Genomic DNA, 14,739 nt, shown 5'->3' with positions numbered 1-14,739 from the left:
TCCTCCTGTGCGCGAACTGAAAATGGTCTCCCGTTGGGAAGGGCTGGTCGGCTATGCGTTCACTCCACTCGCGGCGGAGTTCACCTCGCCATTGGTCACGGAATCCACCTCGCGGGCAGCCCTGATCTCGGCGACCGCGTCGAGGTAATACGACTCGGGCACTTCCTTCTCGCTGTTTGCAATCAGCTCGTCGAACTCCCACATCTTCAGCAGTTTTCCGTTGCGGAAGACTGGCTGAAGAAGATTTTCCTCCGGCGCTACGGACTCGCGCCGTACCGTCTTGAAGTCCTCGCCATCCGTCACCAGTGCGAGGCGGCCGGCTTTCGAGTGCTTGACACCGTCGCCGGAAGGCGCCTTGGACACGTCGCGCCACTCTCCGTTGACACAGATGGCGTTCACCTTCATTCCGAACGCCATCGTGTCCCTGTTCACCTGCTGGAGCAGGCCGCCACCCATTCCATACACAGCGTTGTCGATCGCCAGTCCACGCCGCTCGAGTTCCATGAGGATTCGCGGGAACGAATGCCTGGTGACGCCATCGCCCTGAACGACCTTGACGAAGCTCGGAAGGACCTTGAAGCCCTTGGAGTTGACGGTGTACCCGAAGGACTCCATCAGCCACTCTGCCGTGTCGGCCGTGACTTGAACGGGGTCGCCCGAGTCGGGTCGGATACCGACAAGTCCTGGGAAGTTCTGGACTATCTCCTTGAGCTCTCCGCCGATGATGTTCTTGACTGCATTCTCGTGGTCGTAAGTGTCTGTCAGAACGATTGCGACCCCGACGTGTCGGTAGGTTTCCAGCATATTTCGGATGGCGTCGGCCTCGTTTTCTCGGCCCCAGGACGACAGAACGGCATGCTCCGTGTTGGGCCCAGAGCTCGACGTGTAGGCGGCGTTGTAGTACCGCTTGGCCGCCACGATGCCGGCGATCGTGTCTGACTGGCTGAACGACACGAGACTCGCGAGACCGCCGAGCGCTGCGGACTCCAGCGAGCTGACGCCACGAGCGCCGTAGTCGTGGAGGACCCTCCGGATCAGCCCCTCAGAGTCGGAGGTGGCCTCTGCGACATCTCTGATCTGCTGCTTGGCGCGCCAGGCGATCGTGCCGACGGTCATCGGATACCAGATGGCCCGAATCAGTGCCGTCTCGATGAACGTGGTCACCCAGTGGTACTTGGGGTCGGTGTTCACCAGCTGCACGAGCACGTTGCGGATCGGCAGAACGGTGCCCTCCGAGACAGCTTCGATCTCCACGGGAAGGTATCCGTCGTGGTCTCGTAGGATGCCCATCCAGATGTCTCGGTTGAAGTGCATCCCTTGTTCGCGGGCGATCAGCTCGGCCTCGTTGATGTGCTCGAGGGTGACCGGCTTGGTCAGGTACTCGCGGAGGAATGCCTGCAGGCCCACGAACATTCCCGCGGGAATCTCACCGCCGCGCGCCTCGATGTAGCTGGACACGTACTCGGTGCCCTGCGGGTAGAGGGCGTAGTGACAGTTCTTGTAGCTGTCGGTGTTGGTGATGATGTTGTTGAAATCGAACTGGCTCATCAGTACTCCTGGTAACGCTATTTGAACGATCAGTAAGTTGTCGCAGTCCCGCTTTACCGTGGGCCGGGCTCGCCGAGCAGCAACTTCGATGCGCCGTTCTCGGCCGCCAAGGGGGTCCCCACTGGCGGCCCCACCTCCGCGACTCCGTCGTCCTTGAATCGGTCCAACGCGCTCCATTTCCAGTAGAAGCGGTCAAGGCCGACGAGCTCAGCCTCTTCCGAAACTCGGAGTCCGGTCGTCCGCTCGAGAATAAAGCACAGGATCAGCGCTGCAACGAGTGAGATGCCAACGGTGACGAGCACACCGATCAACTGCCAGAGGAAGGTGATGTGGGCGTGCTGGAAGGCGTACTTGCCGGTGGTGATACCGAAGAATCCGCCGGTCTTGGTGCCTGAGGCAACGATGCCGGGGATGAGGGCGGCGTAGATTCCGGTACCGAGCGTCAAAGGGATCACCTTCGACTCGTCGATTCCGATGCGATCGAGCAACCGGGAAGTGCCCAGACCGATGAACGGTGCGGGCAGTGCGACCAGCAGCATGATCCAAGGCTTGGTCACGTCGAAGAGTGCCGTGCCCGAGATGTAGCCGACGATGGGTCCGGCGAGGATCCAGAAGGAATTCCGTTGCCGGTAGGAAATGATCATTCCCCCGATCAGGCCGCCGCCCATGCCGCAGATGATGTTGATGAACGCAAGGCCGATCCCGCTGTGGGTCATCGAGATGCCGTAGTACCCCTTGCCCGACACCATGTAGCCACAGCCCAGCACGATGAACGGGATGCAGACGAGCAGCACGAGGATGCCCTTGGCCACTGACGGCATGTCCGACGCCTTGGGACCGCTCGTCCGCGAGTCCGGACGCCACTTGCTGCCCAGGCGCGGTCCCAGGCGCCAAGCAAGGACGAGGGCGGTGCAGCCCGCCCAGATGTAGAGACCGAACAGACCGCTGTAGTCGTGCAAACCGTGGTTGGTCAGTGGGCTCGTTGAACCCCACGTCAAGTACAAGATGAACGGAATCACCAAGCCGCCGCTCACCGCGCCGATCACGTACATCGCCGATGACTTGATGCGTTCAGTCCCGGCCCCATGCAGCAGGGCAACGGCGAACGCCACGTAGGTCACGAAGAACAGCAGGAACACTTGGTAGACGTCGACGCTGTCCTGCCGGGTCGGATTGATCTCGTCGGCGAAGTGGGTGACGAACGTTCCACCCAGCCACCAGTCCCTCACCGCGTGCCGAAACGAGCTACCGCCCGGCACGATCTGGTAGTACTGCCAGATCCAGATCGCGTAGCCGATGACCATGAACGCCATACCCGAAACCAGTGCCGCTGTGATCTTGGTGACCCATTGGTCGAGATGGTTCTTTCTGCGGGCCAGGCCACTGTCGATCAATCCGATTCCGAGAATGCCGGCGAGCAGCGCAAGAGTAGCCAAGGAGAAGAACACATCTTGCAGGAAGACGTCTGTGGAGACCTGTTCCTTAAAGGTGGATTCGGACAGATATATGTGCATTCGATGAATCCTCTCGTCTCGGCATTCAGTTGAGCGATAAAGCCTGCTGTCGCTATTGCGGGGATCGACACACAGTCTTGGAAGAATTTCGAGGGCTAAGCCCAGGTCTCAAGCGGAGAAACAAGTCGAAGATGGTCGTTCCCGGGGGGCGATCGCGACCATCTGGTTCTTGGGCTGCAATGACCGCCAGGGTCTGACGGCCTCGGCATCCACGGCGCGCAGCTGAGTCGCGAGTGAGGTCCGTCGTGGTCGCGCAGCACGCCGAGCCAGATGTCCCGGTTGAAGTGCATGCCCTGCTCGCGCGCGATCGCCTCGGCCTCGTTGATGTGCTCCAGCGTCAGCGGCTCGGTCAGGTACGGATGAAGGCCTGAGGCCCGACGAACATGCTGACCGGCATCTCGACACCTCGAGCCTCGATGTAGGCCGAGACGTACTCAGTACCGGACGGGTACATCGGGTAGTGGGAGTTCTTGTAGCTGTCGGTGTCGGTGATGATGTTGTGGAAGTCGAACCTTGTCACTCTCGAACCTCCCTCCTGGAGAACCGCTCAGGAGTAGAAACGTTTTCACTATCGGGTGAAGCGCAGTACACACCGGCTGGGTTACGCGCAGCGCCGCAACGTGTAAACGGCGTGTTATGTTACGTCGACGCGGCCGGGCGAGTGCGCAGCGCGATCGCAGCCTTGTTCGTGGTCGTAGAGGATGCGTGAAGTCCGCTCGGCAGAAGGGATTCCAGGTCGCCTGTCGACCGGAACCCTATCGACGGCAACCGGGAACGCCCCGTGCAAGGACCGATGTCGCCGCGGCTCGACGTGCTCGCAGGGCGCAGAGTTGAACGGATTCTAGTCTGCCGCTCCTGCTCAGCCCCGCCATCGACCTTCGCCGGTCAGTCCGCGGTAGCGGAGGTGGTCGCGGCTCGCCCGGCCGCGAAGGCGAGCCCGGCACGCCGGGCGAGCTGAAGCCCCGCTGCGCGCTGGGTCTGGTTGCCGTCTCCTTCGACGTCGTAGATGAAGAGGCTCTCGACGTCGACGAGGCCGCAGTAGTTGAAGATGCCCATCTCGATTTGGGTCCGCATGGCGCCGTGATAGCCGCGGTTGTCGTAGCGGCGCTGGGTGGAGCCGGCAACGGCCAGCAGCAAGGTGGGCACCGCTGGCAGGACGCTGCCGGCCTCGTCCTGGCGGCGATGAGCCCAGCCGCCGGTGAAGACCCGGTCGATCCAGCCCTTCATCAGCGCCGGCATCGACCACCAGTACACGGGGAAGATCAGGGCGAGACGATCGGCCGCCTCGACCCGGAGCTGCATCTCGGCGACGTCGGGGGGCACCTGCGCGCCCCAGAAGTGCGCGTGGTCGGCCTCGGTGAAACGCGGATCGAAGCCCTCGCCGTGCAGGTCGACCAGATCGATTGTGTGACCGGACTCCCGGAACGGCTCGTGGAAACTGTCCATCACCGCGCCGGTGTAACTCTCGCGGATCGGATGGGCGAACACTGTCAGGAGATGCATGGCCGCGTCTTCGGCCCGATCGCCTTGGCGGCCGGTGGGGCGAGCGGGACGTGCACGCGATAGCGCACGAAGTCGTCGGCAGGGACGAACTCGTCGTACAGCCGGCGCGCCGGGTTGTCCGACCGGGTGTGCCAGTACAGGGAGGACCATCCGCTCCGAGCGGTCAGGTCGAGCAGATCGACGATCAGGCTCCGCCCGATGCCGGTGCCGCGCGACCCGGGATCGACGAAGAGATCCTCCAGATAGCAGGCCCGGCTTGTCGCCCAGCTCGTGGCGTGGGTGACGCTCACGCTGAAGCCGACGGCCTCGGACCCCCTGACCGCCATCCTGCCCAGCAGCTCACCCTGCGGGTCCAGGATTCGCTGCCAGGTCATCGCGGTGGTCTCCGTGGGGATATCCACCTCGTAGAAGCGGTTGTAGCCCTCCCAGAGGCGGCGCCATTCGGCTTCGTCGCGAGCCTGTGCGGCACGGATCACCGCGCCGCCCTCCTGGTTTGCCTCCACCTCAGATCCTTCCCTTCTCGCAGAGCCGAGACCCGTCCCTCTCCCGCACAAGAGTGACACCCAACGGGCGGCGACGGGTCGCTCAGCGCGAGCCGTCGAACAGCGACGTGACGGATCCGTCCTCGAAGACGGCACGGACCGCTTCGCCGAGGAGCGGGGCGATCGTCAGGACCGTGAGCTTGTCCATCGAGATCTCGAGCGCCGAGGGCAGCGTGTTCGTGACGATCACCTCGGTCGCGGGACAATTCTTCAGCCGGTCCACCGCCGGGTCGGATAGAACGGCGTGCGTGGCGGCGATGACCACAGCTGCGGCCCCATCCTCGGCCAGCGCCTCAGCCGCCTTCACGATGGTGCCACCGGTGTCGATGATGTCGTCGGTCAGGACGCACACCCGATCCCGGACATCGCCGACCACACGGTTGGCGACCACCTCGTTCGGTCTGTCGGTACGCCGGGTCTTGTGGATGAAGGCCAGCGGCGCATCCCCCAGCCGCGCCGCCCACCGCTCCGCCACCTTGATCCGGCCGGCATCCGGCGAGACCATGGTCAGCGCAGTTGAGTCATAGTGGTCCTTGACGTAGTCAGCCAGCACCGGCATGGCGAGGAGATGATCCATAGGCCCGTCGAAGAAGCCCTGGAGCTGGTCGGCATGCAGATCGACGGTGATGATCCGGTCAGCGCCCGCCGCCTTGAACATCGAGGCGATCAACCGGGCGGAGATCGGCTCGCGGCCGCGGTGCTTCTTGTCCTGGCGGCTGTATCCGTAGTAGGGCATCACTGCCGTGATGCGCTTGGCGCTCGCGCGCTTCAACGCGTCGATCATGATCAGCTGCTCCATGATCCAGTCGTTGATCGGCGCCGCGTGAGACTGGAAGACGAACGCGTCGCACCCTCGCACCGACTCCTCGTAGCGCACGTAGAGCTCGGAGTTCGCGAACTCGTAGGCCGATGTCGGCACGATGGTGGTGCCCAGGTACTGCGCGACCTCCTGCGCTAGCGTGGGATGCCCGCGGCCGGTGAACAGCAGCAGGTTCTTCTCCGAGGCTCTCTTCATACCGGTCACGCTCGCCTCCTCGCCCCGGGCCGGCCGGTCATCGGGGAGTCCGGGAAGCGAGCTGCGCGTACGCGCTGGCGACCTGGCCCGCGAGGTCGGCGGTGCCCAGGATCAACTGCTTGGTGGCCTCCTTGGTCCGGCCCCCGCTCGCCCGGTTCAGCTCGCCGAGAACGAACGCTGTGATCGCCGGGCCGGTCACTCCTTCCGCCTCGGCGTGTCGCACGCTTTGGGTGATGAGGTCCTGGACGTCGGCGAGCTCGTTGCGGGGAGGCTGACCCAACAGCACCCCACCGTTGCGCCCCAGTGTGTGCCAGTGGTGCCACGCGATGCGGGCCACCTCCGAAACCTCGTCCACGCGCGCCGAGATCCGCGGCCCCCCGTGACCTGTGAAGTACAGCGGGAGTGTGTCGGTGTGCCACCCGAGCGTCGGGACTGCCAGGCTCTCGAGGACCTCCGCGGTGGCCTCGACGTCGAGGAACGACTTCACCCCGCTGGTCACCACCAGCACAGGGGCCGACGCCAGCTCGCTGAGGTCGGCGGAGACGTCCGGCCGCTCGGCGTACCCGCGATGTACGCCGCCGAGCCCGCTGGCCGCGGCGAACCGGATGCCGACCACCTTGGCGATGGCCAGCGTGGCTCCAATCGTGGTCATGCCGAAGCCGCCGTCGACCAGGCACGCAGCCAGGTCGCGCGCGCCGACCTTCCGCGCCCGTTCGCCGGCCTCGGAGAACTCCTTGTGGTCTACGTCCTCCAGGCCGACGAGGATCTCACCGCCGGCGATGCCGAGCGTCGCCGGGACCGCACCGCGACGACGGACCAGGTCCTCGGACTGCCGCACCAGCTCCCAACCGGCCGGCCCTGGGTAGGCGGGGAAGACCGCCGACTCCAGTGCAACCACGGGTCGATCGTTGGCGAGCGCCTCTTGGACCTCGCGGCTGCACCTGATCGTCTGCAATTTGCATGTCCTCCCTGAGAGTGTGGCCGAACCAGTGTAGCATAATCCTTTCTACATCTGGTCGCCTCGTTTGCGATCTCGGTCTGAATGTCCGTCGTTCCAAGGCGGTTCTGCCGAGCCGTGTCGTTCGTGATACGTTTCTACCTCCCGAACATCAGCCTGGAACGGAGTCCTCCCCATGCAGCCAGACACCACTGCAATCGCCCTCCCTCCCGTGGTGATCGAGCACGCCCAGCACCTGTTCATCGACGGCCAGTGGGTCGACCCGGGCGGCACCACGCTGCTCGAGGTGGTCAATCCCGCGACCGAGGACGCCGTCACCTCCATCGGGCTCGGCACCGCTGCGGACGTCGACGCCGCTGTCGCGGCGGCTCGGCGGGCCTTCGAGAGCTTCTCCCAGACCAGTGTCGGGGAGCGGATCGCGCTGCTGGAGAGCATCATTGCCCGCTACGAGCAGCGAATCGAGGAGATCGCCGCCGCGGTGACCCTGGAGATGGGCGCGCCGATCTCGGTGGCTCGGGCACGTCAGGCACCCGCTGGGCTGGGCCACTTCAAGGCGACCCTGGCGGCGTTGAAGGATTTCGCGTTCGAGGAGACCCTCGACCGCACCACCCTGCGCTACGAGCCGATCGGCGTCGCTGGCCTGATCACTCCGTGGAACTGGCCGCTCAACCAGACTGCGCTCAAGGTCGCACCGGCGCTCGCGGTCGGCTGCACGGTCATTCTCAAGCCCTCGGAGGTCGCCCCGCTGAGCTCGGTGGTCTTCGCCTCGGTCCTGGAGGAGGCGGGCGTCCCCGCCGGTGTCTTCAACATGGTCCAGGGCGAGGGGCCTGTCGTCGGCGCGGCGCTGGCCGAGCACCCCGACATCGACATCATCTCGTTCACCGGCTCCAACCGCGCCGGCGCCGACATCGCACGGCGCGCCGCCGACACCTTCAAGCGAGTCGCGCAGGAGATGGGCGGCAAGTCGGCCAACATCGTCCTCGACGACGCCGACCTCGAGACCGTGCTGCTGCGCGACGTCGCGAAGATGTACGTCAACTCCGGTCAGTCCTGCAACGCCGGCACCCGGATCCTCGTGCCGCGCGACCGCATGGAGGAGGCTGCGGCGATCGCGAAGCGCTACGTCGACGACCTAGTGGTCGGGCCGCCCGAGGACGAGGCGACCAATCTCGGCCCGCTGGTCTCCCAGGCACAGTTCGACAAGGTTCAGTCGCTGATCAAGTCGGGCATCGACGAGGGTGCCACTCTGGTCACCGGCGGCCTCGGTCGCCCGGAGGGGCTTGAGACGGGCTACTACGCCAAGCCGACCATCTTCGCCGACGCCACGAACAAGATGCAGATCGCGCGGGAGGAGATCTTCGGGCCGGTGTTGACCATCATCGGCTACGAGGACGAGGACGAGGCCGTGGCCATCGCCAACGACAGCGACTACGGCCTCGCTGGCATGGTCTCCTCGGCAGATCACGAGCGCGCCCGCAAGATCGCGCGCCGGATGCGGACCGGGATGGTGCACATCAACGGCGCCTCGGCGAGTCCGGCCGCTCCGTTCGGCGGATACAAGAAGTCGGGCAACGGCCGGGAGGCCGGAGCGCACGGCATGCGCGAGTTCCTCGAGGTGAAGTCGCTGTTCGGAGACGTGAGCTGAGCAGCGATGTCCAGAGGAGATGACGGCTACGACCCGTTCGCGCCGGGCTCCCGACGCTATCCACGGGTCATCGATCAGGCCGAGATCGACAGCCTCCCGGTGCTGAAGTACAGCTCGGGAATTGAGAGCGCGATCTTCATCAGCCGCGAGCGCGACGACGCGCGCTACTTCCGGCAGGGTGTCTGCACGATCGAGCCCGACGCCGAGCCGTACGAGTGGTTCGCGTCGACGTTCGATGAATCACAGTACTGCACCGAGGGCGTCATCCGCGTCGAGGCCAGCGACGCCGACGGGCGCCTAGTGATTCTCGAGGCCGGGCCCGGCGAGCACCTCTTCCTGCCTGCCGGATACCAGTACCGCTGGGTGCCGACCGGACGTCGGACCACGATGCTGTGGACGAGCGGCCCCTCTGCGCCCGTCGGCCTGAGCGCACGCGAGTACGGCGCCCAGCTGGTCGCCTCCCGAGGGACGGGTGGCGGCGCAGAATGACACTCGACCGGATTCGGTCCACAGGCTTCGGACCTGCCAAGCAGTGGGCGTTCCTCGCGCGGGCCCGGACCATGCGGGTCGCCTCGCTCAACGCCGACGGCTCCATCCACCTGACGCCAGTGTGGTTCGTGACAATCGGCGAGCGGCTCTTCATCGTCGACGACGCGACGCCGCACCGCGACAACTTTGAAGCTGGTCGCGCCTTCTCGGCCGTCGTGGACGAGGGCGATGACTACCGCTCGCTCCACGGGCTGAGGATCCAGGGAGAGGTCAGGCCCGTGGCCGAGAGCGAGCTTGTGGAGAGGATCCCGCAGCTGGTGCTCGAGAAGTACTTCTACGTCGGCCATCCGCATCTCGAGGCCTACGTCGAGTTCGGGCAGTGGGCTGGCCGGCGTAACTTCGAGATCGTACCGACCATCATGACCGGGTGGGACGCGCGGGAGGAGACCCATCCGCAGGGTCGGGAGCGGCGCCGATTCCCCAGGCCCCTCAGCGACCGTCTTCACCTGCCCATCGGGCCGACGAGCAACGGCGGCGTGCCCCACGACGCGTCCCCTGGCTCCGCGCCGGTGTCGTCATCGATGTGAGCTCCTGAGCGCAGGCCCGGCTGCTGGAGCGATCGACCGCACCGCGCGGCCCGCCCGTCCTCAATGTCCCCGATCGACGTGTGTGCTCCGCTAGCCTGGGTGAGTCGGAACATCAGCGGTGACAGGTCCGGTAGCGATGAGGTCAATGTGAATATGAGCTCGCCTCCTCGACGACCAACGATGAAGGACGTCGCGCAGCATGCCAACGTCTCGCTGAGCACGGTCAGTTACGTCCTGAACGACAGTGGCCCGGTGGGCAAGGCACGACGAGCACGGGTGCTGGACGCGGTGCGCGTGTTGGGCTACACCCCGAACGAGTCGGCACGCAGGCTCCGCACCAAGAGCGCGGCAACCATCGGCCTGATCGTTCCCGACCTCAGCAACCAGTTCTTCGCACTGGTCGCCGAGGGGGTCGAGTCGGCCGCGGCGAGCCGGGACGCGTTGGTGGTCCTCTGCGCACCCGAGGCGATTGACCGGACCACCGAGTACTACGTGCGGCTGCTGCGGAGCCAGTCGCTGGACGGACTGGTCTACCTGCCGGGCGGCGATGGCATGACACTGAACTTGGCGCTGGCACTCGCGGAGGCCGGCCCGGTGGTGATGGTCGACGAGCGCATCCGGGGGTTCGACGTCCCCAGTGTGGTCGCCGACAGTCGCAGCGGCGCACGGCAGATCGCCGAGCACGTCCTCTCACAGGGCCACCGCCGGATCGCCATCGTCGGCGGGCCGGAGGCGCTGTGGACCTCCGAGCAGCGCCTGGCCGGCTACCGCGAGGCGTTGGCCGGCTTCAGGATCCCGCCGAAGGACGTCCCCCACTTCGTCGGCGACCACCGTGAGGAGTCTGGCACCCGTGCGGCCGCCCAACTGCTCGCGGAGTCCGGCGCCGACCGTCCAACGGCGCTACTGTGCGTCAACGACCTCATGGCGATGGGCGTCTACCGCTACTGCCGCGAGGCCGGCTTGCGCATTCCGGAGGATGTCAGCGTGGCCGGGTTCGACGACATCACCGTCGCCGGGCTCCTCTCCCCGGGGCTCACGACCGTCCGCCAGCCGGCGCGGGAGATGGGGTTCCAGGCCGCGAATCTACTCTTCGACGTCATCGACGGCCGCGAGGCCACCGACGACGAGATGGTCCTCACCCTGCCCACCGAACTGATACGCCGCGGATCTGTCTCACCACCGCACCCAGATGACGACGAGGCACCGGTGCAGGGCATCGGAGCCTGAGCCGAGCTTCCGCGGGCCGGCCGCATCCACGCAGTCACCGCCGCTCGAGGGCCGAAAACCAGGGGCGGTGTGTGTCGTAGGGTGCGACTACTGTTCGCGAAAGGACCACGGCGGACCCGCGGGGGGAGACCACCACCTGGTCGGTCCGCTGACCGACGAATTCGGATCCGACGACCTCGTCGCCTGGAGTTCCTCGTCGACTCCAGCGCCCACGACGAGCGCTTCGCGACCCAGGTGACGCTCGACGAAACCTGGGTCGCCGGCTCGCTGCCGCCCGCCGACCTCACCGTGCGGCGCTCACTGCTCTATCGCAACCGCAAGCCCCACAACCGCTCCGTAGCCAACCTGCACCCGCTGGGGTGTCTCACACGAGTCTGACAGGGAGGGACCAGCAGGGCTTCGGCGTGTTTGAGGATTGACCGGTTCACCCGGCCTGTCGGATCGGCGCTGATCGTGAGGGTTGCCGGTCGGGACACCGTGCGGAACGCGTGTCGCTGGCAAAGGGGCACTTCACGTGCTCAATCCGGCCGGCCATCCAGGAATGTGGATCGATCCGGCTTCGGCGCCGGTCGCTCTCGGTCATCCCATGGTTCATGGCGTCGTATGAGGACCGGGTGCGCAACCGGCAGCTCGCGGTGACCGCGTCCGGCGGCCAGGTCGTCGAGGAACTGCCTGGGCTGGGTGACGCCCTCGGCATGCGGCCAGTCGGAACCGAGCAGGATCCGTTCGACCGGACAATCCAGGCAATCCGCTGGTGGGGATGCTGGGTGAGGTCGGTGGTGGACGACTTGTCGCGGATATCCTGATCATCATCAGGATGGACTCCATGGTTGGGGGAACGTCGACGTGTCCGCCACGGCCGCCCGGTGGAGCACGCGGAGGCCCCGAACCATGCGGGCTGGCGGCGTACAGTCGGCGGCATGAAGCGGATGGTCCAGATCCCGTACGAGCTGGAGCAGACCGAGGACGGCACCTGGGCGGCCCATGCGTCGTTCCCCAGCGGTGGTGCGCACGGGCTCGGTGACACCCCCGAGGACGCTGTTGCGGATCTTTACGAGGCCGTCAGTCTGGTCATCGAGGAGTTCGGCGTTCCACCGGTCCTGACGATCGTGCAGGACGTCGCCTGATGCCACCACTTCCCGTCCTGCCCGGCGGGGAGGTCGTCAAGGTCCTCGAGAAGCTCGGCTTCGAGGTGATCCGCATCAAGGGCAGTCACCACATGATGAGGAACGCCGAGGGTCGCTTCACAGTCGTACCAGTTCATCCGGGCCGTGACCTCCCGGTCGGGACACTGCGTCGGATCATTCGTGACATGGGGCTGTCGGTCGAGGAGTTCGTCGCCATGCTTTGATCTGCGGCCCGTTGGCCGGAGGTGTAGCAGCGGGTGTAGCAACGTTGGCGATCAAGTGGGTACTTCGGCGGCGCTCCACGGACGAAAACACACGGGCACGGACGCTGGAAATACGGTCAGTTCGGCCTGAAAAGCGGAAGGTCGGCGGTTCGACCCCGCCCCTGCCCACCCTTTTGACCTGCGGAAATAGCAGGATTTGTCGATCACCGGTTGATCGTTATATGGCAACGAGTGTGGCAACGGCGTCACACGATCTCGGTGACGGCCTGTCTCGGACTCCTGTTGACCTGCGAGAACGGTGGAGTTGACCTCCGCTTTCCGGGTGGGAGGTCACGAGGCCTGTGCTCACGGACGTTGCCACAGGGTACGGGCCTCGTATGGCAACGGAGCTCGGCCGGCCTGGTCGCGTCGGCGTCATGACCTGCAACGATGATCAAGATCGAGACTGGTAGACCGTCCGCTTTTGCGGCGGACGGTCCGTTGCCGGCGGCGCGGAACGTGGCGGGTAACAGGTGCGACGAACCGGGCGGCAAAAGGCCGGCGATGGCTATGGGGAGCACGTAGCTCGCGGCCAGCGGGCCGAGCGTAGGCGTGACGCCGGTGGCGACGGCAAGGTCAGACCCCGAGTGGGCCTCCACCGAGCCTGATGGAGCAGGTCTTGCTCACGCGCCTTCTTGTCAATCCGGCGCCGGCGGCCGAGCCGGGCGGGGGAGAACACGTCGGGGACACGCGCGTCGGGAATCGGCGTGCTCACGGAGCTCTCCTTCGTCGCGGAGATCGCGCAAGACGAGAACTCGTTTCAATCCGGGCTGGTCCCGCTGTCAACATCGCGCTGCCGGTCCACTCGCGCAGGCCCTGGCGCTGGCTCCTGCCGACACCACGGTCGGGTGGCCCGCGGCGAGGACGCCCCGAAGGCCAGGCCGGTCGGAGCCGTCGTACCGACGGCGAAGGTCGATCAGCGGGTGCCGGCGGCGACGAGGTCTGCGAGGTCGAGCGCGTCTCCCTTCACCTCGGCCAGCCACTCGTCGCGGATGTAGGCGAAGTCGCCGGTCTCGGTGTCGAACAGACCAATGCTGCCGGCCGTCACCCGTTGTTCGGGGTTGATCGGTTCCGGATCCCACCGGGTGGCCTTAGGCCGCACCAGCTGGTCGAGCGCGTAGGAGGTCGTCCGGCCGTAGCGGCGCGGGCCGTTGGCGTGGTGATAATGGCCGCCGACATGCAGCCGCGGCTGCAGGTGCTCGATGAGCCGGGAAAGCTTCGGCGAGCCCTGCACGCTCCCGCGCCGGTCGCGTGACATCCCGTGCGGGCCGTCGTGGGTGACCAGGACGTCCACGCTGCCTGAGCGAGCGTCCATCAGCCGGGTGCAGGCGCCGTCGTCCAGATCCACCTCCCCGGCGGACTCGATCAGCCCGAGGAACGCCACCCGCGCTCCGGCGACCGTCACCACGTTCCCGCAGGCCACATGGTGGTAGGCGGCAAGCGGGTCCACCGGCACGACCGCGGCGCCCGCCGCGGCCTCGTGCAGCGAGGCCAACCAGTCGTGGTCCTCGTGGTTGCCGCTGACGAACAGCACCGAGGGGATCCGTTCGAGCGCGAGGCGCACGCCTTCGGCGAACGACGGCGACGGATCCAGCAGTCGGAGGAAGTCGCCCTGGGCGGGATGGTCCCGCCCGAAACGGCGGCTGGACTCGTCGAGCCGTTCCGCCGACGAATAGGCGCCCAGATCCCCGACCTGGATCACGGCGTCGAGCCGGATTCCGCGACGTTCTTGGAGAAGTACCGCCGCACCCAACACATGCAGCACACAACCGTGGACGTCACCCACGAAAGCGATGTTCATCGCCTGCCGACCTTCCGCAAAGAGCCATTTGGACATGGCTCGACACCGGTCGGGCGGCGCAACGATGTGGTGTCAACCACCGGCCCTTAAGCGATGACGCATAAGCGACGACGCAGATCCCATGACGCAGGACCGGTGACTCACATCCCAGCGCTCCACCGCCGTCTCGACGACCGAGCCGGATCAAGCATCACAGCCGTCCGCGGAACCGTCAACAAGTCGTCGTCCAAGCGACCGTCCACAGCAAACCGCCCGACGAGTCCAGGAACACCCCGGCCTCGGCGATCGAGCTCCAGCCCGCCCGGCGACGGCCGCCGACCTGGGTAGCGGCGCGCAGTGGGCCCGACGCGTCGGGCCGTGGGCCGGGGCTGCGCCCGGCACCCCGGCCGTGGCGATCCGCGGACACCCCGCCGGGTGAAGTGAGTGGCCGGCGGGTCAAGACACACGCGGTTTCGAGCTCTTTGTCGTCGCCGCGCGGCGCCTGCACGAACGGGTCCGTGGGGTCGCGTCCTGGGCCGGG

The 14,739-nt window shown here is 66.2% G+C and carries 15 protein-coding genes and 1 tRNA gene; 8 read left to right on the top strand and 8 right to left on the bottom strand.

The window, feature by feature from the left end; genetic code table 11:
• Positions 1-51 precede the first annotated feature (51 nt).
• The 7 genes from AC6EXY_RS12470 to AC6EXY_RS12440 form a co-directional block, all read right to left on the bottom strand.
• Complete coding sequence (locus AC6EXY_RS12470) at positions 52-1,548, bottom strand: nicotinate phosphoribosyltransferase (protein ID WP_101833174.1); 1,497 nt, start codon at positions 1,546-1,548, stop codon at positions 52-54.
• Positions 1,549-1,601: 53 nt separating this feature from the next.
• Complete coding sequence (locus AC6EXY_RS12465) at positions 1,602-3,062, bottom strand: ammonium transporter family protein (RefSeq protein WP_101833175.1); 1,461 nt, start codon at positions 3,060-3,062, stop codon at positions 1,602-1,604.
• Between the two features lie 349 nt (positions 3,063-3,411).
• Positions 3,412-3,582: a nicotinamide phosphoribosyltransferase domain-containing protein gene (locus AC6EXY_RS12460; RefSeq protein WP_207770417.1), complete on the bottom strand. Its 171-nt coding sequence runs from the start codon at positions 3,580-3,582 to the stop codon at positions 3,412-3,414.
• A 365-nt stretch (positions 3,583-3,947) separates the two neighbouring features.
• Positions 3,948-4,565 carry an NAD(P)H-dependent oxidoreductase gene (locus AC6EXY_RS12455; protein WP_101833176.1) on the bottom strand — a complete coding sequence of 206 codons (618 nt, stop codon included), beginning with the start codon at positions 4,563-4,565 and terminating at the stop codon, positions 3,948-3,950.
• Entirely contained in the window at positions 4,553-5,068 is a 516-nt protein-coding gene (locus AC6EXY_RS12450) for a GNAT family N-acetyltransferase (RefSeq protein WP_207770418.1), read from the bottom strand. Before AC6EXY_RS12450 ends, AC6EXY_RS12455 begins: the two co-directional genes overlap by 13 nt.
• A gap of 82 nt (positions 5,069-5,150) precedes the next feature.
• A complete protein-coding gene (locus AC6EXY_RS12445) occupies positions 5,151-6,122 on the bottom strand; it encodes a ribose-phosphate diphosphokinase (protein WP_101833177.1) in 972 nt (323 codons plus the stop codon).
• A gap of 37 nt (positions 6,123-6,159) precedes the next feature.
• On the bottom strand, positions 6,160-7,077 hold the full coding sequence (locus AC6EXY_RS12440; protein ID WP_101833178.1) for a pseudouridine-5'-phosphate glycosidase: 918 nt from the start codon (positions 7,075-7,077) through the stop codon (positions 6,160-6,162).
• 178 nt (positions 7,078-7,255) lie between these two features.
• On the opposite strand from AC6EXY_RS12440, the gene AC6EXY_RS12435 reads away from it, so the two are divergent.
• From AC6EXY_RS12435 to AC6EXY_RS12400, 8 genes are all read left to right on the top strand, one after another.
• Positions 7,256-8,725 (top strand): aldehyde dehydrogenase family protein, encoded by a 1,470-nt coding sequence (locus AC6EXY_RS12435; RefSeq protein ID WP_207770419.1) that lies wholly within the window; start codon positions 7,256-7,258, stop codon positions 8,723-8,725.
• Between the two features lie 6 nt (positions 8,726-8,731).
• Positions 8,732-9,214: a cupin domain-containing protein gene (locus AC6EXY_RS12430; RefSeq protein ID WP_207770420.1), complete on the top strand. Its 483-nt coding sequence runs from the start codon at positions 8,732-8,734 to the stop codon at positions 9,212-9,214.
• Positions 9,211-9,801 (top strand): pyridoxamine 5'-phosphate oxidase family protein, encoded by a 591-nt coding sequence (locus AC6EXY_RS12425; protein ID WP_499817502.1) that lies wholly within the window; start codon positions 9,211-9,213, stop codon positions 9,799-9,801. The genes AC6EXY_RS12430 and AC6EXY_RS12425 overlap by 4 nt, the downstream gene beginning before the upstream one ends.
• A gap of 180 nt (positions 9,802-9,981) precedes the next feature.
• Positions 9,982-11,028 (top strand): LacI family DNA-binding transcriptional regulator, encoded by a 1,047-nt coding sequence (locus tag AC6EXY_RS12420; protein WP_101833180.1) that lies wholly within the window; start codon positions 9,982-9,984, stop codon positions 11,026-11,028.
• Positions 11,029-11,621: 593 nt separating this feature from the next.
• Complete coding sequence (locus AC6EXY_RS12415; RefSeq protein ID WP_101833182.1) at positions 11,622-11,834, top strand: hypothetical protein; 213 nt, start codon at positions 11,622-11,624, stop codon at positions 11,832-11,834.
• A 114-nt stretch (positions 11,835-11,948) separates the two neighbouring features.
• Positions 11,949-12,155, top strand: coding sequence for a type II toxin-antitoxin system HicB family antitoxin (locus AC6EXY_RS12410; RefSeq protein WP_041938635.1), 207 nt, complete (start codon positions 11,949-11,951; stop codon positions 12,153-12,155).
• On the top strand, positions 12,155-12,379 hold the full coding sequence (locus AC6EXY_RS12405; RefSeq protein ID WP_101833183.1) for a type II toxin-antitoxin system HicA family toxin: 225 nt from the start codon (positions 12,155-12,157) through the stop codon (positions 12,377-12,379). The genes AC6EXY_RS12410 and AC6EXY_RS12405 overlap by 1 nt, the downstream gene beginning before the upstream one ends.
• 93 nt (positions 12,380-12,472) lie before the next feature.
• Positions 12,473-12,547, top strand: a tRNA-Ser gene (locus AC6EXY_RS12400).
• 787 nt (positions 12,548-13,334) lie between these two features.
• Here the strand turns inward: AC6EXY_RS12400 and AC6EXY_RS12395 are convergent.
• The gene (locus AC6EXY_RS12395; RefSeq protein WP_101833184.1) at positions 13,335-14,219 is read right to left on the bottom strand and encodes a metallophosphoesterase family protein; all 885 of its coding nucleotides are present in this window, start codon (positions 14,217-14,219) and stop codon (positions 13,335-13,337) included.
• Positions 14,220-14,739: the final 520 nt, after the last annotated feature.

This window comes from Frankia sp. RB5, assembly GCF_059816245.1.
The sequence above is the reverse complement of the archived record's forward strand: the minus strand, read 5'-3'. Positions and strand labels throughout refer to the sequence as shown.